At 65.9% G+C, this 19,592-nt stretch carries 18 protein-coding genes and 1 pseudogene; 11 read left to right on the top strand and 8 right to left on the bottom strand.

Features of this window, described 5'->3' with window-relative positions:
- Positions 1-14 precede the first annotated feature (14 nt).
- The gene (boxC, locus tag ACIP1U_RS17105) at positions 15-1,673 is read right to left on the bottom strand and encodes a 2,3-epoxybenzoyl-CoA dihydrolase (protein WP_400316923.1); all 1,659 of its coding nucleotides are present in this window, start codon (positions 1,671-1,673) and stop codon (positions 15-17) included.
- A 226-nt stretch (positions 1,674-1,899) separates the two neighbouring features.
- Positions 1,900-2,862, bottom strand: a complete 963-nt coding sequence (locus ACIP1U_RS17100; RefSeq protein ID WP_400316921.1) for a helix-turn-helix transcriptional regulator — start codon at positions 2,860-2,862, stop codon at positions 1,900-1,902.
- Positions 2,863-2,948: 86 nt separating this feature from the next.
- On the opposite strand from ACIP1U_RS17100, the gene ACIP1U_RS17095 reads away from it, so the two are divergent.
- The 4 genes from ACIP1U_RS17095 (at position 2,949) to ACIP1U_RS17080 (ending at position 8,086) form a co-directional block, all read left to right on the top strand.
- Complete coding sequence (locus tag ACIP1U_RS17095; protein ID WP_400316919.1) at positions 2,949-3,425, top strand: DUF4863 family protein; 477 nt, start codon at positions 2,949-2,951, stop codon at positions 3,423-3,425.
- An 8-nt stretch (positions 3,426-3,433) separates the two neighbouring features.
- Positions 3,434-4,990 carry a 3,4-dehydroadipyl-CoA semialdehyde dehydrogenase gene (locus ACIP1U_RS17090; protein WP_400316917.1) on the top strand — a complete coding sequence of 519 codons (1,557 nt, stop codon included), beginning with the start codon at positions 3,434-3,436 and terminating at the stop codon, positions 4,988-4,990.
- A gap of 100 nt (positions 4,991-5,090) precedes the next feature.
- Positions 5,091-6,695: a benzoate-CoA ligase family protein gene (locus ACIP1U_RS17085; protein WP_400316915.1), complete on the top strand. Its 1,605-nt coding sequence runs from the start codon at positions 5,091-5,093 to the stop codon at positions 6,693-6,695.
- A gap of 32 nt (positions 6,696-6,727) precedes the next feature.
- On the top strand, positions 6,728-8,086 hold the full coding sequence (locus tag ACIP1U_RS17080) for an MFS transporter (protein WP_400316913.1): 1,359 nt from the start codon (positions 6,728-6,730) through the stop codon (positions 8,084-8,086).
- Positions 8,087-8,208: 122 nt separating this feature from the next.
- Here ACIP1U_RS17080 and ycaC read toward each other — a convergent pair whose 3' ends face one another.
- Positions 8,209-8,835 carry an isochorismate family cysteine hydrolase YcaC gene (ycaC, locus tag ACIP1U_RS17075; RefSeq protein ID WP_400316912.1) on the bottom strand — a complete coding sequence of 209 codons (627 nt, stop codon included), beginning with the start codon at positions 8,833-8,835 and terminating at the stop codon, positions 8,209-8,211.
- 192 nt (positions 8,836-9,027) lie between these two features.
- On the opposite strand from ycaC, the gene ACIP1U_RS17070 reads away from it, so the two are divergent.
- The 4 genes from ACIP1U_RS17070 (at position 9,028) to ACIP1U_RS17055 (ending at position 11,244) form a co-directional block, all read left to right on the top strand.
- Positions 9,028-9,936: a LysR family transcriptional regulator gene (locus ACIP1U_RS17070; protein WP_400316910.1), complete on the top strand. Its 909-nt coding sequence runs from the start codon at positions 9,028-9,030 to the stop codon at positions 9,934-9,936.
- Between the two features lie 417 nt (positions 9,937-10,353).
- Positions 10,354-10,614: an isochorismatase gene (locus ACIP1U_RS17065; RefSeq protein ID WP_400316908.1), complete on the top strand. Its 261-nt coding sequence runs from the start codon at positions 10,354-10,356 to the stop codon at positions 10,612-10,614.
- 72 nt (positions 10,615-10,686) lie between these two features.
- Positions 10,687-10,908, top strand: coding sequence for a translation initiation factor IF-1 (gene infA, locus ACIP1U_RS17060; RefSeq protein ID WP_008646230.1), 222 nt, complete (start codon positions 10,687-10,689; stop codon positions 10,906-10,908).
- 81 nt (positions 10,909-10,989) lie between these two features.
- On the top strand, positions 10,990-11,244 hold the full coding sequence (locus tag ACIP1U_RS17055; protein ID WP_342916990.1) for a translation initiation factor 1: 255 nt from the start codon (positions 10,990-10,992) through the stop codon (positions 11,242-11,244).
- 54 nt (positions 11,245-11,298) lie between these two features.
- Here the strand turns inward: ACIP1U_RS17055 and ACIP1U_RS17050 are convergent, their stop codons facing one another.
- The 3 genes from ACIP1U_RS17050 to ACIP1U_RS17040 all read right to left on the bottom strand — a co-directional run bounded on the left by ACIP1U_RS17050 (position 11,299) and on the right by ACIP1U_RS17040 (position 12,427).
- Positions 11,299-11,673: a hypothetical protein gene (locus ACIP1U_RS17050; RefSeq protein WP_400316904.1), complete on the bottom strand. Its 375-nt coding sequence runs from the start codon at positions 11,671-11,673 to the stop codon at positions 11,299-11,301.
- Positions 11,674-11,758: 85 nt separating this feature from the next.
- Positions 11,759-12,046, bottom strand: coding sequence for a hypothetical protein (locus ACIP1U_RS17045; protein ID WP_400316902.1), 288 nt, complete (start codon positions 12,044-12,046; stop codon positions 11,759-11,761).
- A gap of 177 nt (positions 12,047-12,223) precedes the next feature.
- A complete protein-coding gene (locus tag ACIP1U_RS17040) occupies positions 12,224-12,427 on the bottom strand; it encodes a cold-shock protein (RefSeq protein ID WP_020202065.1) in 204 nt (67 codons plus the stop codon).
- A gap of 282 nt (positions 12,428-12,709) precedes the next feature.
- On the opposite strand from ACIP1U_RS17040, the gene ACIP1U_RS17035 reads away from it, so the two are divergent.
- On the top strand, positions 12,710-12,928 hold the full coding sequence (locus ACIP1U_RS17035) for a hypothetical protein (RefSeq protein ID WP_400316900.1): 219 nt from the start codon (positions 12,710-12,712) through the stop codon (positions 12,926-12,928).
- 82 nt (positions 12,929-13,010) lie between these two features.
- On the opposite strand, the gene ACIP1U_RS17030 is transcribed toward ACIP1U_RS17035, so the two are convergent.
- Complete coding sequence (locus ACIP1U_RS17030) at positions 13,011-15,248, bottom strand: NADP-dependent isocitrate dehydrogenase (protein WP_400316898.1); 2,238 nt, start codon at positions 15,246-15,248, stop codon at positions 13,011-13,013.
- Between the two features lie 346 nt (positions 15,249-15,594).
- On the opposite strand from ACIP1U_RS17030, the pseudogene ACIP1U_RS17025 reads away from it, so the two are divergent.
- Positions 15,595-16,955, top strand: a pseudogene (locus ACIP1U_RS17025) (esterase-like activity of phytase family protein).
- Between the two features lie 368 nt (positions 16,956-17,323).
- On the opposite strand, the gene ACIP1U_RS17020 reads toward ACIP1U_RS17025, so the two are convergent.
- Positions 17,324-18,865 (bottom strand): methyl-accepting chemotaxis protein, encoded by a 1,542-nt coding sequence (locus ACIP1U_RS17020; RefSeq protein ID WP_400316896.1) that lies wholly within the window; start codon positions 18,863-18,865, stop codon positions 17,324-17,326.
- Between the two features lie 273 nt (positions 18,866-19,138).
- On the opposite strand from ACIP1U_RS17020, the gene ACIP1U_RS17015 reads away from it, so the two are divergent.
- Positions 19,139-19,570 (top strand): phasin family protein, encoded by a 432-nt coding sequence (locus ACIP1U_RS17015; protein WP_400316894.1) that lies wholly within the window; start codon positions 19,139-19,141, stop codon positions 19,568-19,570.
- The last annotated feature ends 22 nt before the right edge of the window (positions 19,571-19,592 follow it).

The raw sequence follows: 19,592 nt of genomic DNA, 5'->3' as shown, positions 1-19,592 counted from the left end.
GACGTGGTGGCGGATCAGACGCGGTTCCAGTCGAAGGCGGCCTTGTCGCCCTTGCCGTAGACCTTGAGCGCACCCTTGTCGCCGACGGCGTTGGGGCGCTGGAAGATCCAGTTCTGCCACGCGGTCAGGCGGCCGAAAATGCGGGTGAACATGTTTTCCTGGCCGTTGAAGCGCAGGTTGGCTTCCATGCCGGTGAGCGCGTCGGGCGACATCGCCACGCGTTCTTCCAGCGCGATGCGGACTTCGTCGGTCCAGTCGATATCGTCCGGGTTGGCGGTGACCAGGCCCAGCGCATAGGCGGCATCGGCATCGAGCGGTTGGCCTGCCCTGGCGCGCACCGCATCCAGCGCGGGCTGCTCGTCGTAGAAGCGGCGGCCCAGGCGGCTCTGGCCGGTGGCCATCGGGTACAGGCCGAAGTTGACTTCCGCCACGGTGATCTTCGGCGCGCGCGCCTCGTCGTCGGGCAGCGCCAGGTGGTAGCTGCGGTCGCACGCCAGCGCCAGTTCCAGGAAGGTGCCGGCAAAGCAGGAGTCCGGCTCGATCAGCGCGAACAGGCTGCGCGAGGACACGTCCAGTCGGCTCAGCGTGCGGCGCAGCAGGCCGATGGTCTCGCGCACTAACCAGTGGTCCTTGTGCGCCAGCAGCGTAGCATCGGTGGCCAGCACCGCGGCGGCGTCGCCGCTGGTCTTGATCAGCCAGGTGCCGATATCCAGCTCGTTGGTGCGCATCGACAGGATCGCGTCCTCCAGTTCGCGCGCCAGTTGCAGCGGGTACCAGTTGGCGCCGGCTTGCACGATATCTTCCATGTTCTGCGGCTGCGTGCCCGTCGGCGCCTTCACCGTGAAGGTAGCGGTGCGGCCAGCACGGTCGATTTCCACCGTCACATGCGTGTAGCGCAGCGCATCCGCTTCGAGGGTCCGCTCGATCGGCGCGAGCGCCACGCCCTGTGCATCGGCCGGCCGGTCGCTCTGCGCGGCCAGCGCCAGCGCGCGCTCCTGCACCTTCTGCGCGAACACGGCCGGCTTGGCGATATCGTCGACCAGGCGCCAGTCCTTGGCGCGCTGGCCGCGCACGCCTTCGGTGGTGGTGCAGAAGATGTCGGCCAGGTCATGGCGCACATGGCGCTTGTCGGTCACGCGGGTCAGGCCGCCTGTGCCCGGCAGCACGCCCAGCAGCGGCACTTCCGGCAGGCTCACCGCGGATGAGCGGTCGTCTACCAGCAGGATCTCGTCGCAGGCCAGCGCCAGTTCATAGCCGCCGCCGGCGCAGGCGCCGTTGACCGCGGCCAGGAACTTCAGGCCGCTGTGCTGCGAAGAGTCCTCGATGCCATTGCGGGTCTCGTTGGTGAACTTGCAGAAGTTGACCTTCCACGCGTGGCTGCTGACGCCGAGCATGAAGATATTGGCGCCCGAGCAGAACACCTTGTCCTTGCCGCTGGTGACGACCACGGTACGCACTTCCGGGTGTTCGAAGCGAATGCGGTTGAGCGCATCGTTCAGCTCGATATCGACGCCGAGATCGTAGCTGTTCAGCTTGAGCTTGTAGCCGGGACGCAGGCCGGCGTTCTCGTCGATATCCACCGCCAGCGTGGCGACAGGGCCTTCGAACTTCAGCTTCAGGTGCTTGTACTGGGCGGGGGTGGTCTGGTATTCGACGCGGGGGGCGGTGGTCACGGCGGTGTCTCCTCGATGGAACTGCACCATAGTGCATGAGCTGGAATCTGCTGAAACGAACTATAGTTCATAAAACAGATTTGTATCAAGCATTATTGTGCAGATTTTTGAGGATGCGGCGATCCCATCGCCTTTCCAGTTCATGCGGCGCCTTTGGCGCCATCTGGCAAATGAAAACGGCGGCACCGGAGTGCCGCCGCAGGCGGGAGACTCGGATCAGGCCGGCTCAGCCTTGCATCTGCAGCGCCGTGCGCACCAGCTCGCGCAGCGCCGCGAAGGTTGGCTCCAGCGGCTGCGCACTGGTATTCAGCGAGAACTCCGCCTTGGAATAGAAGGCGGCGCGGCCGGCCAGGATATGGCGCAGGTCTTCCATCGCCTCCTTGCTGGCCGCCATCGGGCGGAAGTCGCCCTGGGCGCGCACCCGCTCCATATGGTCTTCAGCATCGGCCTGCAACCAGACCGTGGTGCAATGGGCCAGCAGCAGGTTGAAGGTGGCGGGGTCGGACACCAGGCCGCCAGGCGTGGCAATGACGGCTTCGGGATAGATCTGGATAGCCTCTTCCACTGCCCGGCGCTCGTAGCGGCGATACGCATTCATGCCGTACAGGCCCTGGATCTCGGCAATGCTGCAGCCGGCGAACTTCTCGATTTCCCGGCTCAGCTCGACGAACGGGAAATCCAGGTCCTCCGCCAGCATGCCGCCCAGCGTGGTCTTGCCGGCGCCGCGCAGGCCGATCAGCGCCACGCGCGGGCTGCGCGCCGCCTGCGCGGCATTCTCGCCGCCGGTGCCGAGCATCTCGCCCACGGCAATGCGCACGCGCCGCAGCGAGGCTTCGTCGCGGTGCTCCAGCAGCTCGCGCAGCAGGACCCATTCCGGCGACGACGTGGTGACGTCGCCCAGCAGCCCGGCCAGCGAACACTGCAGCGCGTCGGCAATGTGCTGCAGCACCAGGATCGAGGCGTTGCCGCTGCCATATTCCAGGTTGGCCAGGTGCCGCTCCGATACCCCGGCGGCCTGCGCCGCGGCCTTGCGGGTCAGGCCACGGCGTGCGCGCAGGTCGCGCACGCGCTCGCCCAGCGCCACCAGGAAGGGGTTCTTTTCCGCGCCGTTGGCGGCGGCCACGCCTGAATCATCTTGCAGGCGCTCATCCCGGGTTAACCCAGATTCATGCAATATAGTGCTTGACATGATTTCCCGGTGGTCCTATTTTTCATACATGCACAATAATGCATGAAGCCTTCGATAGCAATGGCTGAATCAGACGGAGCCCCTGGATGTCCCCCACCCTGTCCCCAATGCAGTTCCGCGAGCAGATTGCGCAACTTACCGCCCAACTTGCCGGCCGGCCGCTCGATGCCGCACTGGACGCCTGGCTCAATGCCGAGCATGGCCCCGGCGGCCCCACCTACCAACAACTGAAGGCAAGCTGCCAGGCTGGCGTGGCCGAAGGCTGGCTGTGCGACCGCGAAGGCGGCGGCATCCGTTACGGCCGCATCCTCAAGCCCGCCGTCGACCTGCACGGCTTTTCGGTCGACGTGGTCGACATGCAGGACATTGCCGGTCCGCACCATACGCATCCCAACGGCGAGATCGACCTGATCATGCCGCTGGATGGCGACGCGCAATTCGATGGCCGCCCTGCCGGCTGGCTGGTCTGCCCGCCGGGCAGCGCGCACCGGCCCACCGTCAGCAACGGCCGCGCGCTGGTGCTCTACCTGCTGCCGGAAGGCCGCATCGACTTCACCCGCTGAGGACTGCCATGACCGAACTGCTTTCCAACTACCTCGGCGGCAAGTGGCAGGCCGGCAGCGGTGCCGGCACGCCGCTGTTCGATCCCGTACTGGGCGATGAACTCGTGCGTGTCGATGCGACCGGCATGGACCTCGCCGCCGGCTTTGCCTTCGCGCGCGAACAGGGCGGCGCCGCGCTGCGCGCGCTCACCTATCGCCAGCGTGCCGCGCTGCTTGGTGAAATCGTCAAGGTGCTGCAGGCCAACCGCGATGCCTATTACGAAATCGCGACCGCGAACAGCGGCACCGTGAAAAATGACTCTGCCGTCGATATCGATGGCGGCATCTTTACGCTCGGCACGTATGCGAAGCTGGGCGATTCGCTCGGCGATCGCCGCTACCTCCTCGACGGCGAGGCCGCGCGGCTGGGCAAGGACCCGCTGTTCCAGTCGCAGCATGTGCTGGTGCCGACGCGCGGCGTGGCGCTGTTCATCAATGCCTTCAACTTCCCGAGCTGGGGACTGTGGGAGAAGGCTGCCCCTGCGCTGCTGGCGGGCGTGCCGGTCATCGTCAAACCCGCCACCGCCACGGCCTGGCTGACCCAGCGCATGGTGCGCAACGTGATCGAGGCCGGCGTGCTGCCGGCGGGCGCGCTGTCCGTCATCTGCGGCAGTTCGGCGGGATTGCTGGATCAGCTGCAGCCATTCGACGTGGTGTCGTTCACCGGCTCGGCCGATACCGCGGCGGTGATCCGCTCGCATGCGGCCATCGCGCAACGCTCGGTGCGCGTGAATATCGAAGCGGACAGCATCAACAGCGCGTTGCTGCTGCCGCAGGCGGGGCCCGACTCCGCCGCGTTCGACCTGCTGGTGAAGGAAGTGGTGCGCGAAATGACGGTCAAGTCCGGGCAGAAATGCACCGCGATCCGCCGCGTGTTCGTGCCCGAGGCGCTCTACGGGCAGGCCGCCGAAGCGATCGGCGCACGGCTGTCCAAAATCACTGTCGGCAATCCGCGCAACGACTCCGTGCGCATGGGCGCGCTGGTCAGCCGCGCGCAGTTCGATGCGGTCACCGAAGGGCTTGCGGCATTGCGCCGGCACGCGCAGGTGCTGCACGACGGCACGCAGCAGCCGCTGGTCGACGCCGATCCGGCCGTGGCCTGCTGCATCGGGCCGACGCTGCTCGGCGTCAGCGATGCCGATGCCGCCGCGTCGGTGCACGACACCGAGGTGTTCGGCCCCGTGGCAACGCTGCTGCCTTACCGCCCGGACGACAATTGCGAGCACGCCCTGGCGCTGGTGCGCCGCGGCCAGGGTTCGCTGGTGACTTCGCTCTATGGCAGCGATGCCGCCGCGCTCGGCGCCGCCGCGATCGAACTGGCCGACAGTCACGGCCGCGTCCACGTGATCTCTCCCGACGTCGCGCAGCTGCACACCGGCCACGGCAACGTCATGCCGCAATCGCTGCATGGCGGCCCAGGCCGCGCCGGCGGCGGCGAGGAACTGGGCGGCCTGCGCGCGCTGCATTTTTACCATCGCCGCAGCGCGGTCCAGGCCAGCACCGAGGTACTCGGCACGCTGGCCTGACTGCCGGCCGCTCCGGCCGCTCCGGTCGATTCGCACTTACCGCGCCGCCCTCGCATGGACGGCGCGCAGCACACCGTACACCAGTCACGGGGAGACAAGCATGACCGCCACCACCACAGACGTCCCGGTGCAGCCGCCGGGCGCGTCCTTCAACTTTGCCGCGCACCTGCTGGCGTGCAATGCCGGGCGCCCGGACAAGATCGCTTATATCGATGACGATGGCCGCCTCACCTACGGCGAGCTGGCACAGCAGGCGCGGCGCGTGGCCGCCGCGCTGCTCGGCGCCGGCGTGCGCCGCGAGGAACGCGTGCTGCTGCTGATGCACGATTGCACCGACTGGCCAGTGAGTTTCCTGGGTGCGATGTACGCCGGCATCGTGCCGGTGGCCGTCAACACGCTGCTGACCACGGATGACTACGTCTACATGCTGCAGCACAGCCGCGCGCAGGCGGTGCTGGTGTCGGCAGCGCTGCTGCCGGTGCTGCAGGACGCGCTCGCGCGGCCCGGGCATGAGGTGGGCAAGGTGTTCGTGTCGCGCACGCAAGGCCCGTTGCCTGAAGGCATGGTGTCGCTCGATACGGTGCTCGCCGCGCAAACCCCGCTCGCCGTGCCCGCCGCAACCGGTTGCGACGATCCGGGCTTCTGGCTGTATTCGTCAGGCTCGACCGGACAGCCCAAGGGCGTGGTGCACAGCCACGGCAACCCGTACTGGACCGCCGCGCTCTACGCCGGTCCGGTGCTGGGCCTGCGCGAGGACGACATCTGCTTCTCCGCGGCCAAGCTGTACTTCGCCTACGGTCTCGGCAATGGCCTGAGCTTTCCGTTGAGCGTTGGCGCAACGGTGGTGCTGATGGCCGAGCGGCCCACGCCCGAGGCCACCTTCCGCCGCTGGCTGGATCACAAACCCACGGTGTTCTTCGGTGCGCCCACCGGCTACGCCGGCATGCTCGCCAATCCTGCACTGCCCGCGCGCGCGGACGTGGCGCTGCGGCTGTGCTCGTCGGCCGGCGAAGCGTTGCCCGCCGAGATCGGCCAGCGCTTCACCGCGCATTTCGGCTGCGAGATCATCGACGGCATCGGCTCCACCGAAATGCTGCATATCTTCCTCTCCAACCGCCCCGGCCAGGTGCGCTACGGCACCACGGGCTGGCCGGTGCCGGGCTACTCGATTGAGTTGCGCGACGAATCCGGCCAGCCCGTTCGCGACGGCGAGATCGGCGACCTCTATATCCAGGGCCCAAGCGCCGCCATGATGTACTGGGCCAACCGCGAGAAATCGCGCGAGACCTTCCGCGGTGGCTGGACCAAGAGCGGCGACAAGTACGTACGCAACGCGGACGGCACCTACAGCTACGCCGGGCGCAGCGACGACATGCTCAAGGTGAGCGGCATCTATGTCTCGCCGTTCGAGGTCGAGGCCACGCTGGTGCAGCATCCCGCCGTGCTGGAAGCAGCGGTGGTCGGCGTGCCGGACCAGGAGGGACTGGTCAAGACCAAGGCCTTCGTGGTGCTGAAGTCCGGCGCGCACCTGGGCGACGCCGAGCTGAAGGCCTTCGTCAAGGAGCGGCTGGCCGCGTACAAATACCCGCGTGCGATCGAGTTCGTCGACACGCTGCCCAAGACCGCCACGGGCAAGATCCAGCGCTTCGTGCTGCGCGAGCGCGAACTGAAGGCCGCCGCAGAGCGCGCCGTTGCAGTGGCGTAAGCACGCGCCATCCCACCCTACCGGAGACAACCATGCGTCAGATCGATGTCCACCAGCTGGCCGACGAGGCCCGCTTCAACCGCTTCCATGCGCAGATCCTGTTCTGGTGCGCCCTGATCATCATCTTCGACGGCTACGATCTGGCCGTCGCTGGCATCGCGCTGCCGTCGATCATGAAGGAGATGGGCGTGACCGCCACCAGCGCGGGCTTCATGGTCAGTTCGGCGCTGTTCGGCATGATGTTCGGCGCGATCTTCCTTGGCACCGTGGCCGACCGCATCGGCCGCCGGCGCGCCATCGCCATCTGCATCGGGCTGTTTAGCGTGTTCACGGCGGCGGCTGGTTTTACCAGCGATCCGGTCACGTTCAGCGTCACGCGCTTCCTGGCAGGGCTGGGCATCGGCGGCGTAATGCCCAACGTGGTGGCACAGATGACCGAGTACTCGCCGCGCAAGCTGCGCGGCACGCTGGTGACGTTGATGTTCAGCGGCTATTCGGTCGGCGGCATGCTGGCGGCGCTGCTGGGCAAGGGCCTGATCGAGAGCTACGGGTGGCAGTCGGTGTTCCTGGCCGCCGGGTTGCCGGTGCTGCTGATCCCGCTGGTGCTGCGCGCGCTGCCGGAATCGATGCCCTATCTCATTCGCACCAATCAGACCGCCACGCTGCAGGCCGTGGTATCGCGGCTGGTGCCGTCGCACCGCCCGCAGGCCGGCGACCTTTTCATGCTGCCCGCCGACGACAAAGCCGGAAGCGCGCCGATCCGCCGCCTGTTCCAGGACGGCCGCGGCTTCAGCACCGCCATGTTCTGGGTCGCGTTCTTCATGTGCCTGTTTATGGTGTATGCGCTCAGCTCGTGGCTGACCAAGCTGATGGCCGCCGCCGGCTACAGCCTGGGCTCCGCGCTGACCTTCGTGCTGGTGCTGAACTTCGGCGCGATGATCGGCGCCGTCGGCGGCGGCTGGCTGGCTGACCGCCTGCCGATCAAGCATGTGCTGATCGGCATGTACACGCTGGCCGCGATCTCGATCACGCTGCTGGGCTACCCGATGCCGACCGCCGCGCTGTTCGTGGTGGTGGGGCTGGCCGGCGCCTCGACCATCGGCACGCAGATCGTCACCTATGCCTACGCTGGCCAGTTCTACCCGATGGCGGTGCGCGGCACCGGCATCGGCTGGGCCTCGGGCGTGGGCCGCAGCGGCGCGATCCTGGCGCCGATCGTGATCGGCGTGCTGGTGGGGATGTCGCTGCCGCTGCAGCAGAACTTCATGGCCATGGCGATCCCCGCGGTGGTCGCGGTGCTGGCGGTGTCGCTGATCAACCACCGCCGGTCGGCCTCGGCGCAGGGCGAGGTTGAGCGGGCGGCTGTGGGGGCTGCGGTCAAGCAGGCTTGAGTTTGCTTTCGCTCGCCGGCATAACCACGCCTTGCCCTCTCTCCCTGCCCCTCTCCCGCAAACGGGAGAGGGGCGCAAACCGAGGGAAGCAAGCCGTCGGCACGCCCGGCGTGCATTGCGGATTATTTCCCGCCCTTCACCGTCGTATATGCCGTAATCAGGTTGCGGTAATCCGGGATATGGTTCGAGAACAGCGTCCCCAGCCCTTCGATATCGTTGCGCCAGTCGCGGTGCAGCTCGCATGCCACGCCGAACCACGTCATCAGTTGCGCACCGGCCTCTGACATGCGGCGCCACGCGGAATCGCGGGTGATTTCGTTGAAGGTGCCGGAAGCATCGGTCACGACAAAGACCTCGAAGCCTTCTTCGATCGCCGACAGCGCCGGGAATGCCACGCAGACTTCGGTGACCACGCCCGCGATCAGCAACTGCTTCTTGCCGGTGGCGCGCACCGCCGCAACAAAGTCTTCGTTGTCCCAGGCATTGATCTGGCCCGGCCGCGGGATGAACGGCGCGTCGGGAAACATCTGCTTCAGCTCAGGCACCAGCGGACCGTTGGGGCCGTCTTCGAAGCTGGTGGTCAGGATGGTCGGCAGTTTGAAATACTTGGCCAGGTCCGCCAATGCCAGCACGTTGTTCTTGAACTTGTCGGGCTCGATATCCCGGACCAGCGACAGCAGGCCAGCCTGGTGGTCGACCATCAGGACGGCTGCCTGGTTCTTGTCCAGGCGCTTGTAGGTCTTGCTCATGGCGTGCTCCTGTGAAAACGGGCACGGCCGGAGGATTGCTCACGGCCGTTCCCAGGGTTGAAAAGCCCTTAGCCGTGGCGCCAGCGCCGCGGACCCCAACTGTGTGGCAAAAGCATAGGTCTTGGCAGATGGCCCCGGTAGGCTCGAAAATCTGCCCTCAGCGTCCTATTGGCAGGACGACAGGAGCCGCCGTTGCATCCAGACCTCAATGACCTGTACTACTTCGCGCAGGTAGTCGACCACCAGGGCTTTGCGCCAGCGGGGCGCGTGCTCGGCATCCCCAAGTCCAAGCTGAGCCGGCGCGTGGCCGTGCTGGAGGAGCGGCTGGGCGTGCGCCTGATCCAGCGCTCGACGCGCCGCTTTTCCGTGACCGAACTCGGCCAGACCTACTACGCGCACTGCAAGGCGATGCTGGTCGAAGCGGAGGCAGCCGAGAGCGCGATCGAGCGCACGCGCGCCGAACCCAGCGGCCTGGTGCGCATGACTTGCCCGGTGGCGTTGCTGCATGCCCGCGTGGGCGAAATGCTTGCGGATTTCATGGCCGCCAACCCGAAGGTCACGGTGCACCTGGAGGCCACCAACCGCCGCGTGGACGTGGTCGCCGAAGGCGTGGACCTGGCCATCCGCGTGCGCGTGCCACCGCTGGAAGACAGTGACCTGGTGATGCGCGTGCTGGCCGAGCGTGCGTGGTGCATCGTGGCCAGCCCCAGGCTGCTGGAGGGCCGGCCGCCGCTGTTGACGCCGCCCGACCTGAACCCGCTGCCGACGCTGGACCTGGGCCCGCCGCGTCCCACGCATGTGTGGGCGCTGCACGGCCCCGACGGCGCCAGTGCCGAACTGCACCACAAGCCCCGGCTGGTCACCGACGACATGATCATGCTGCGCACCGCCGCGGTGGCCGGCGCCGGGCTGGTGCAACTGCCGGTGATGATGCTCGGCGACGAACTGCGCAGCGGCCGCCTGGTCAGGGTGCTGCCCGGCTGGTCGATCAAGGGCGGCGTGATCCACGCGGTGTTTCCGTCGCGGCGGGGATTGCTTCCGTCAGTGCGGGAGCTGATCGACTTCCTGTCGCAGCGCTTCGCGCAGATCAGCGAAACCTGAGCGTCGGAGCGGCTTCCACGGGGTGCTCTGCCCGGCATGCGGGCAGGACCGGCGCAGAAGTGGTATCATCCGGGTTCCTACGCATGGATCGGGCAACGCCCGAGGCCAGTGCGCCCGCCGCAAGACAATCCCACAAGAAGCATATCGGCGGCGGTCCGGGCTTGATCCCGGCATTCCCTGGGCGGCATCGCCCATCACCCTACCCGACCGGCGGCACGTCCGCTCCGCAACCACTGCGCCCCTTGTAGCGCGCCGGCTTGCGCAGGCATGGTCCACTTCCCGCCAGACTCCCCGCTTGCGCCGTGCGCGAGCCCCGACGCTGGCCTACAGCAACGGCGAACGGTCGCCACCCTGCGCCGCCTGCATCGCACCGATGCACCGCGCCGCCCGCGGCCGCGCCTCATGAACAGGCACACATTGAAGCAAAGCAACCACAACCACCATCAACGCCAGGACAACAGCCGCATCCACAACCCGTACACCGTTTCGGTCTACCCGATCCAGCAGGAACCGGGCCTCTGGTTCGCGACCTACATGATCGCCGAATACCGCAACGGGGCCGAGCGCATCGTCGCCAACGTGGCCATGCGCCACGACACGCATCGCTCGGAAGCCCGCGCGCGCCAGTCAGCCCGCCGCGCGGGCGAGCGCGCCGCGGCGCGGCTGCGCCTGCAGTAACGCCTAACCCCCGGCCGCAGGGCCGTCACAACAGCGTGCGCCTTGCCGGCGCCGCTCACGCAAGGAGCCTCCTTGGCTAAAGAAGAACTGGTGGAATTTGGCGGCAAGGTATCGGAAGTCCTGCCGGACAACCGTTTCCGAGTGATCCTGGAAAACGGGTTCGAAGTCTGGGCCTATTCGTCCGGCCGCCTGAAGAAAAACCGCATCCGCGTGTTGGCGGGCGACCGCGTCACGCTGGAAATGTCGCCATACGACCTGACCAAGGGCCGTATCAACTATCGACACAAGTCGTAGTCGGCATGCTTCGCCACGGCACGCGCCGCAGCGGCGCATGCCGTCCCGCAATGATCAACCTCACCGCAAGGAGAACCGACCATGTCGATCATCGAAGAATGGGAATTGCTGCACCTGACGCCGGACGGCTGGCAGGCAGGCACGTACCGGCATACCCCGTGGCAGGAGGTACAGATCGAGCCGCCGGCGGCCGGCGTACTGACAGTGAGGCGCCACGTCACGGCCACTTATTGCGGCCCGTCGCGCGCGGTTGAAGACCGTACCCCCGAAATCACCGATATGGCACTGATCGAAGCACTGCTGGAGCGCCACGGCGCCCCGGTGTTCAAGATCTGACTGAAGTCCTGCCGCGTGCCGGCACGAACGGCCTGAGCGCCTCCGAGCGCCGCCTCAGCCCACCACGCGCACATGCGGCCGTCCCGTCCGGACGCCGCTGCCGACCGGCCTCAGTTCGCCGTCCCATGGCACGGCGCCGAGGTCCAGCACATAGTCGCCCTCTCGCGTCTTGTCATGCAGATGGTCGCGCACCACCTGGCCGATGGCCAGCCGGCACAGCGCTTCGCCGCTGGCGGCAAGCTTGCCCTGCAATGCATCTGCTTCGGCCAGCACGGCAAAGGCGCGCCGCCCGGCGCCGACAAAGCTGGTGAAGAGCACGCCGGTGGGCCGCTCCGCATCGATGAAGCAGACTGCGACGTGGTAGGTGATGCCCTTGCCCTCGCCGGGCAACGTGCAAAGAAAACCGGATGATCCCGAACGCATGTCCATGAACGAATTCCCTGCTGGCTGACGGATGCTGTCGCGCTCGGCGGCGCCAGGCGGCATCGTGCCGCGTTGATGGGGAGAAATATTCCTATTGCGCCGTGACCAGCGACACGCCCGGCACGGCGCCGTTGATGATCTCTTCCGCATAGCGCAGTGCGCCGCGGCGCGCGCCGCCCACGTTGTCCCAGGGCGCAGCATCCAGGCGGAACGTGCGTGCCTGCGCGCCATCGGGCGATTCGCCGGCCAGGCAGATCACCACGGCGGCATCGAACGAACGGTCGGGTCTGGGCTCTGGCCACACCCGCGCGACAGCATGCTTGTACACCAGGGGATAGACGTCATATCCCTTGTAAGTCGCAGCTGGATAAACATCCATGACAGCCTCCGCCGGTTTGGTGGTGTTGCCCTCACTCTACGCCTGTTGCAGGGTCAGCAGTGGCTTTATTTCACGCCGGTGGAAAAGCCGCCCCAGAAAACAAAAAAGCTCCGCGCTGGCGGAGCTTTTTGACTGAACTGGCGCCGGAGCGCTCAGTGCAATGCGGGTCGGCTAGACTCAGATCGGCTCGATCTTGGTCGCGGCCGGGCCCTTCTGGCCAACACCGGCGACGTAGCGAACCTTCTGGCCTTCTTGCAGCGACTTGAAACCGCTGCCCTGAATTTCGGAGAAGTGCGCGAACAGGTCGTTGCCGCCTGCGTCAGGGGTAATGAAGCCAAAACCCTTAGAATCGTTGAACCACTTGACGGTACCGGTTTCCATGTTGAATTCCTCAATAGGTATTTCTTGCCAGGCAAAAGCGCCGGCAAGGCATGACGATCAAGGAAGTAACTTGGAGAAAAAGTGGCGCCGTGTGGGCAAGCACCTGGACTTCGAGATTGCTGCTTGATAGATCCTGCATCCGCATTTATACAGGTGCCCCTGCTCCTAGTCAACGGACTTCGGCAGTTCAGCAGGAAATTGCGGCAATAAGCGGCGCACGCGCTTGTTGCGGGCCGCACTGCCCGTGCGTGCTAAAGTGCCGCATCGAACGGACAAGACCGGATGACACTCTGCACTGCCTGCCAGGCCATCGAACGCCACCGGCGCGGCGCCCCCGGGCACGCCGCGCTGCGTATTACCGATACGCAACGCATCAAGCCACCCGGGTCAGCCGCGGTGACCATCAGTACCTTTGTGTGCCAGGACTGCGGCGCGCTATGGACCTACCGGGACCAGAAAAGCGGCACGGAACAAGGTTGGGACGTGCAGCGGGAAACTTAGCCCGGCCCGGAAAAGAAAAAACCCCGGGGAGCTTGTCCCCGGGGTTGCGATCCTGCCGGCCCGCCACGCGGGCCGGCGCCGATCAGGCTGCGACGGACGCCAGCGCGGCGTTCAGCGTCTGGCTCGGGCGCATCGCTGCGCTGAGCTTCGCCGTGTCCGGCTGGTAGTAGCCACCGATGTCGACCGGCTTGCCTTGCACCGCAGCCAGCTCGGCCACGATGTTCTGCTCGTTGTCGGTCAGCGTCTTGGCCAGCGGCGCGAACTTGGCGGCCAGTTCCGCGTCGTCCGACTGGGCGGCCAGTTCCTGGGCCCAGTACATCGCCAGGTAGAACTGGCTGCCGCGGTTGTCCAGCTGGCCGGTCTTGGGCGACGGGCTCTTGTTGTTGTCGAGCAGCTTGCCAGTGGCGGCATCCAGCGTCTTGGCCAGGATCTTGGCGCGGGCATTGCCGGTCTTGATGCCGACGTCTTCCAGCGACACCGCCAGCGCCAGGAACTCGCCCAGCGAATCCCAGCGCAGGTGGTTTTCTTCCACCAGCTGCTTGACGTGCTTCGGTGCCGAGCCGCCGGCGCCGGTTTCATACATGCCGCCGCCGGCCATCAGCGGAACGATCGACAGCATCTTGGCGCTGGTGCCCAGTTCCATGATCGGGAACAGGTCGGTCAGGTAATCGCGCAGGATGTTGCCGGTCACCGAGATGGTGTCCAGGCCGCGGATCACGCGTTCCAGCGTGTAGCGCATGGCGCGCACCTGCGACATGATCTGGATGTCCAGGCCGTTGGTGTCGTAGTCCTTCAGGTAGGCCTCGACCTTCTTGATCAGCTCGGCCTCGTGCGGACGGTACGGGTCCAGCCAGAACACGGCCGGCATGCCCGAGTTGCGCGCGCGCGTGACGGCCAGCTTGACCCAGTCGCGGATCGGTGCGTCCTTGACCTGGCACATGCGCCAGATGTCGCCCTGCTCGACATTCTGCGTCAGCAGCACTTCACCGGTGGCCAGGTCGACGATGTTGGCAACGCCGTCTTCGGAGATCTCGAAGGTCTTGTCGTGCGAGCCGTATTCCTCGGCCTTCTGTGCCATCAGGCCGACGTTCGGCACCGTGCCCATGGTGGTCGGGTCGAAGTTGCCGTTGGTCTTGCAGAAGTTGATGATCTCTTGATAGATCCGGGCAAAGGTGCTTTCCGGGATCACGGCCTTGGTGTCCTTCGGACGGCCGTCAGCGCCCCACATCTTGCCGCCGATGCGGATCATGGCCGGCATCGACGCATCGACGATCACGTCGTTCGGTGCGTGCAGGTTCGAGATGCCCTTGGCCGAATCCACCATCGCCAGTTCCGGGCGATGCTCGTGGCAGGCGTGCAGGTCGCGGATGATCTCTTCGCGCTTGGAGCTCGGCAGCGACTCGATCTTCTCGTACAGGTTGACCAGGCCGTTGTTGACGTTCACGCCCAGTTCGTCGAACAGCGCGCCGTGCTTGGCGAAGGCTTCCTTGTAGAAGATCTTGACGGCGTGGCCGAACACGATCGGGTGCGACACCTTCATCATGGTCGCCTTGACGTGCAGCGACAGCATCACGCCGGTGGCGCGGGCATCTTCGAACTGCTCTTCATAGAAGGCGCACAGGGCCTTCTTGCTCATGAACATGCTGTCGATGATCTCGCCGTCCTGCAGCGCGACCTTGGGCTTGAGCACGATGGTCTTGCCGCTCTTGGTGATCAGCTCCATCTTGACGTCGCGCGCGCGGTCCAGCGTCAGCGATTTCTCGCCATGGTAGAAGTCGCCGTGCTTCATGTGGGCCACGTGCGTGCGCGAGGCCATGCTCCACTCGCCCATGCTGTGCGGGTGCTTGCGCGCGTAGTTCTTGACCGCGGCCGGGGCGCGGCGGTCGGAGTTGCCTTCGCGCAGGACCGGGTTCACGGCCGAGCCCAGGCACTTGGAATAGCGCTTCTGGATGGCCTTCTCTTCGTCGGTCTTCGGGTCTTCCGGATAGTCCGGCACCTTGTAGCCCTTGCCCTGCAGCTCGCGGATGGCGCTGACCAGCTGGTGCACCGAGGCGCTGATGTTGGGCAGCTTGATGATGTTGGTTTCCGGCAGCTGCGTCAGCTTGCCCAGTTCGGCCAGGTTGTCCGGCACGCGCTGTGCTTCGGTCAGGAATTCGGGGAACTCGCCCAGGATACGGCCCGCCACCGAGATGTCGCTGGTGGTGACGTTGATGCCGGCCGGCTTGGTGAAGGTCTGGATGATCGGGAGGAACGCACTGGTCGCCAGCAGCGGAGCTTCGTCGGTCAGCGTGTAGATGATGGTGGGTTGCTGGTTACTCATTGCTTCTCTCAGATCCTCTATCGGTGGGTGGGATATCTGCCTGCCGGGTCACAGCAGGGCAACAAACTAGGCGAAAGATAGAATTTTGCCTCAGTTTGCTTTCAGGAGTCTGAAAACCACCGTTTTTTGCGCGGCAATCGGGCAGAAAATCGGGCCCGCGCCCGGCCTGTGGCGCCCGGTTTCGTCCGTTGCACCCGAACGGTGCCGCTCAGGCACTCAAATTTACATTTCGGGACAAAGTGTCTTCGGGCCGCCAATCCTCGAAGTGCGCCCGACGTATCACAGAGTTGTCAAACTTGGCCCCGACAATGTCCGCTTTTGTCCTTTCAACGCCAAGGAACCGATCATGTCCCGACCTTTGCCTGCCCTGCCGCTGGCCCGGCTTGCCGTGGCCGCCGCGCTGCTGGGCGCCCTGCCGGCGTGGGCCGATGCGCCCGAAGCCTTCCCCGCCACGCTCGCCGGCCATGCGGTGCTGCCCGCGCAAACCCTGCTGGCCGCGCCCAAGGATGCTCCGGCAGACTTGCAGGTCAGCGGCAAGTTCACCACCGCGCAGCGCACCGAGGCGCCGGGCACGATCGAAGGCAAGTCCAACGGCCGGCCGACCGGCGTCTCGCTGCCGTTCCGCGGCCAGCCGGCGCAGGGGCATTCCGGCATCAAGCGCATGGCCGACGGCAGCTTCTGGCTGCTGACCGACAACGGCGCGGGCGCCAAGGCCAACTCGCCTGACTTCATGCTGTACCTGAACCAGTACAAGGTGGATTTCGGCACCGGCCAGTTCCGGCGGCTGAAGACGATCTTCCTGCACGATCCGGACAAGAAGGTGCCGTTCCGCATCGTTCATGAGGGCACGAAGCAGCGCTACCTGACGGGTTCGGACTTCGATACAGAGAGCTTCCAGTTCGCGGGTGGCGCCATCTGGATCGGCGACGAGTTCGGTCCGTTCCTGATCAAGGCCGACATGAACGGCAAGGTGCTGGCGGTGTTCGAAGCCATGGTCGACGGCAAGGTGGTGCGCTCGCCCGACCATCCGGCGGTGACCACCCCCGGCGCGCCGGACGCTGGCATCAAGTTCCAGGTAAAGCGTTCGAAGGGCTTCGAGGGCATGGCCGCGTCGCCCGATGGCAGCAAGCTGTATGCATTGCTGGAAGGCGCGCTGTGGAACGAGGCCTCCAGAGCGAAGGCGGCAAACCCTACCTGCGCGTGCTGGAATTCGACGTGAAGCAGCAGGCCTGGACCGGTCGCCACTGGAAGTACGTGCTGGAAGGCCCGAGCCACGCCATCGGCGACTTCAACATGATCGACGCCAGCAACGGCCTGATCATCGAACGCGACAACGGCGAGGGCACGCCGGACAAGGCCTGCCCGGCCGGGCAGAAGCGGCCGGACTGCTTCGATGATGTGGCGAAGTTCAAGCGGGTCTACAAGGTCGAAATGACCGACGCCAATGCCGGCGGGCCGGTGCGCAAAATCGGCTATGTCGACCTGCTCCGTATTGCCGACCCGGGCAAGCTGGCGCGCAAGCCTCTGACCGATGGTGTGCTGGCGTTCCCGTTCTTTACCATCGAGAATGTCGAGGTGGTCGACGCCACGCATATCGTGGTCGGCAACGACAACAACCTGCCATTCAGCAGCAGCCGCGAACCGAATCGCGCGGATGACAATGAGCTGGTGTTGCTGGAGGTGGGGGAGTTTTTGAAGGCGCGGTAAGGCCGTCCGAACGCTGACGCACTGAGGGCGTTCTCCCCTCTCCCGCATGCGGGAGAGGGGTTGGGGGAGAGGGCCGGCGCGTGGCAAGCACGACGCCGCGTCACTTCGTGGAAACGCTGCCCTCTCCCCTGCCCCTCTCCCTGAGGGAGAGGGGAGAAAACCAGCGGCTCGCCGTCAGGCCGCCAGCCTGAACGTCGCCACCACCTCCTTCGCAAGCATGACACCGCATCACTTCGTGGAAACGCTGCCCTCTCCCCCGCCCCTCTCCCGGGGGGAGAGGGGAGAAAACCAGGGCGGTAGCTTCCGCTCAGGTTGGTGAACTCCCCTCTCCCGCTTGCGGGAGAGGGGAGAAATCCAGCGGCTCGCGATCAAGCCGCCAGCCTGAACGTCGCCACCGCCTCCTTCAACCGCTGCGCCTGCTCCTCCAGCGAACCCGCCGCCGCGGCCGCCTCTTCCACCAGCGCCGCGTTCTGCTGCGTCACCGTATCCATCTGCGTCACCGCCTGGTTCACCTGCTCGATCCCCGAACTCTGCTCGACCGACGCAGCGCTGATCTCGCCCATGATGTCGGTCACGCGCTTGACCGCCGCGACGATCTCTTCCATGGTCTGGCCCGACTGCGTCACCAGCATGGAGCCCTTCTCGACGCGATCCACCGAATCCCCGATCAGCGCCTTGATCTCCTTGGCCGCGGTCGCGCTGCGCTGCGCCAGGCTGCGCACTTCGCCCGCCACCACGGCAAAGCCCCGGCCCTGCTCGCCGGCGCGCGCCGCTTCCACCGCCGCGTTCAGCGCCAGGATATTGGTCTGGAAGGCAATGCCTTCGATCACGGCGATGATGTCGACCACCTTCTTCGACGCGCCGTTGATCTCTTCCATGGTCTCGGCCACCTTGCCCGCGACTTCGCCGCCCTTCTCGGCGATATCCGAAGCATTGACCGCCAGCGTGCTGGCCTGGCGCGCATTGTCAGCGTTCTGGCGCACGATGCTGGTCAGTTCTTCCATGCTGGCCGCGGTCTGCTGCAGCGACGAGGCCTGCTCCTCGGTACGCTGCGACAGGTCGGTGTTGCCGGCCGCGATCTGGCTGGTGCCCGATACGATCGACTCGGTACCCGCGCGCACCTGGCGCACGATGCGCAGGATATTGGCGTTCATGTCGGCCAATGCCTGCAGCAACTGACCAGTCTCGTCACGACTGCCGACTTCGATGCGGCTGGTGAGGTCGCCGGAAGCCACGGTGCGGGCCACCGCCACGGCGCGATGCAGCGGGCGCGTGATGCCGCTGGTCAGCCAGACCGAGAAGGCAATGCCGATGCCCAGCACCACCACGCCCAGCCCGATCAGGCTGTTGCGCGCATTCACGTAGATGCCGTTGATTTCGCGCGCGGTGGCGTCGATGCTGGCGCGCTGGATGTCGAGCAGCTTCTGGATCTCGGCCAGGTAGGCGTCGCCGGCGGGGACGAACTCTTTCTCCAGCACCTGGTTGGCTTCTTCGGTCAGGCCTTCCTGCTTGAGCCTGGTGATCTTGTCGCGGCCGTTGTTGTACGGGTCGCGCACACTCAGGATTTTCTGGAACGCGGCCTTTTCCTGCTCGGAGGTGAGCATTGGCTGCAGCTTGTCACGCAGTTGCGCGATGCCTTCGATCGACGCCTTGGTCTCGGCGGCAAAGAACTGCCCCAGCGACGGATCGGCGCTGCGCGCCACCGCGGTGGTGCGGCGCACGCTGGTATGCATGAGCCGGTACCAGTCGCTGACCAGCCGTTCCTTGGTAAGCGGCTGCTGCATCATCGCATCGGTGCGCTCTGCCACCTGCTGCAGGCGCATCATGCCGAATGCCGTCATGAGCGCCGACAGCAGCAATACCACCCCAAAACCAATGCCGAGGCGAACCCCGATTCCCAGATTCTTCATATCTTCTACCTGATTAGGACTGGTTACGGCGAAGTGCCGGCGCTCGGTGGGCGCCGCTTCTCCGCTCTTGTCGTCCGCGGGCGGGCCCGATGGGCCGGCGCAAGTGCGGGCTATGGATGGCATCGGCATGGAGGGGCCGAAACTTTAGGGTCTTCCTCGATTGACGGCGAGAACTGTGCGGATACGGGCTATAGTGGAGTGGTTCCCGGCGCAGGGGCCGTCCAGCCGGCTCGCGCCTTTGTTGCTCACGCTTTCCCCACCTGGAGATTCAGCATGGCCACGCCTCCCAATCCTTTTGCCGATTTCACCACGCTGATGGAACAGTTCCGCGTGCCGGGCCTCGACATGAACGCCGTGATCGAGGCGCGCCGCAAGGATATCGAGGCCCTGACCGAGGCCAACAAGCTGGCCTACGAGGGCATGCAGGCGGTAATGCAGAAGCAGCAGGAAATCTTTATGCAGACCATGCAGCAACTGCAGGCCGCGGCGCAGCAGTACGGCACCGCGAGCAATCCGGCCGAGGCCATGGCCAAACATGGCGAGCTGGTGCAGCGGGCCCTGCACCAGGCATTCGAGAACATGCGCGAGCTGGCCGAAACCGCGCAGAAGGCGCAGGCCGAGGCGCTGGCCGTGATCGGCAAGCGCGCCGAGCAGAACGTCAAGGAGGCCGGCGAACTGTTCCCGCAGCCGGGGAAAAAGAGCTAGCGATCGGCCGTGGTATCGAACG

Source organism: Cupriavidus sp. NPDC089707 (assembly GCF_044748965.1).
GTDB lineage: Bacteria > Pseudomonadota > Gammaproteobacteria > Burkholderiales > Burkholderiaceae > Cupriavidus.
The sequence above is the reverse complement of the archived record's forward strand: the minus strand, read 5'-3'. Positions and strand labels throughout refer to the sequence as shown.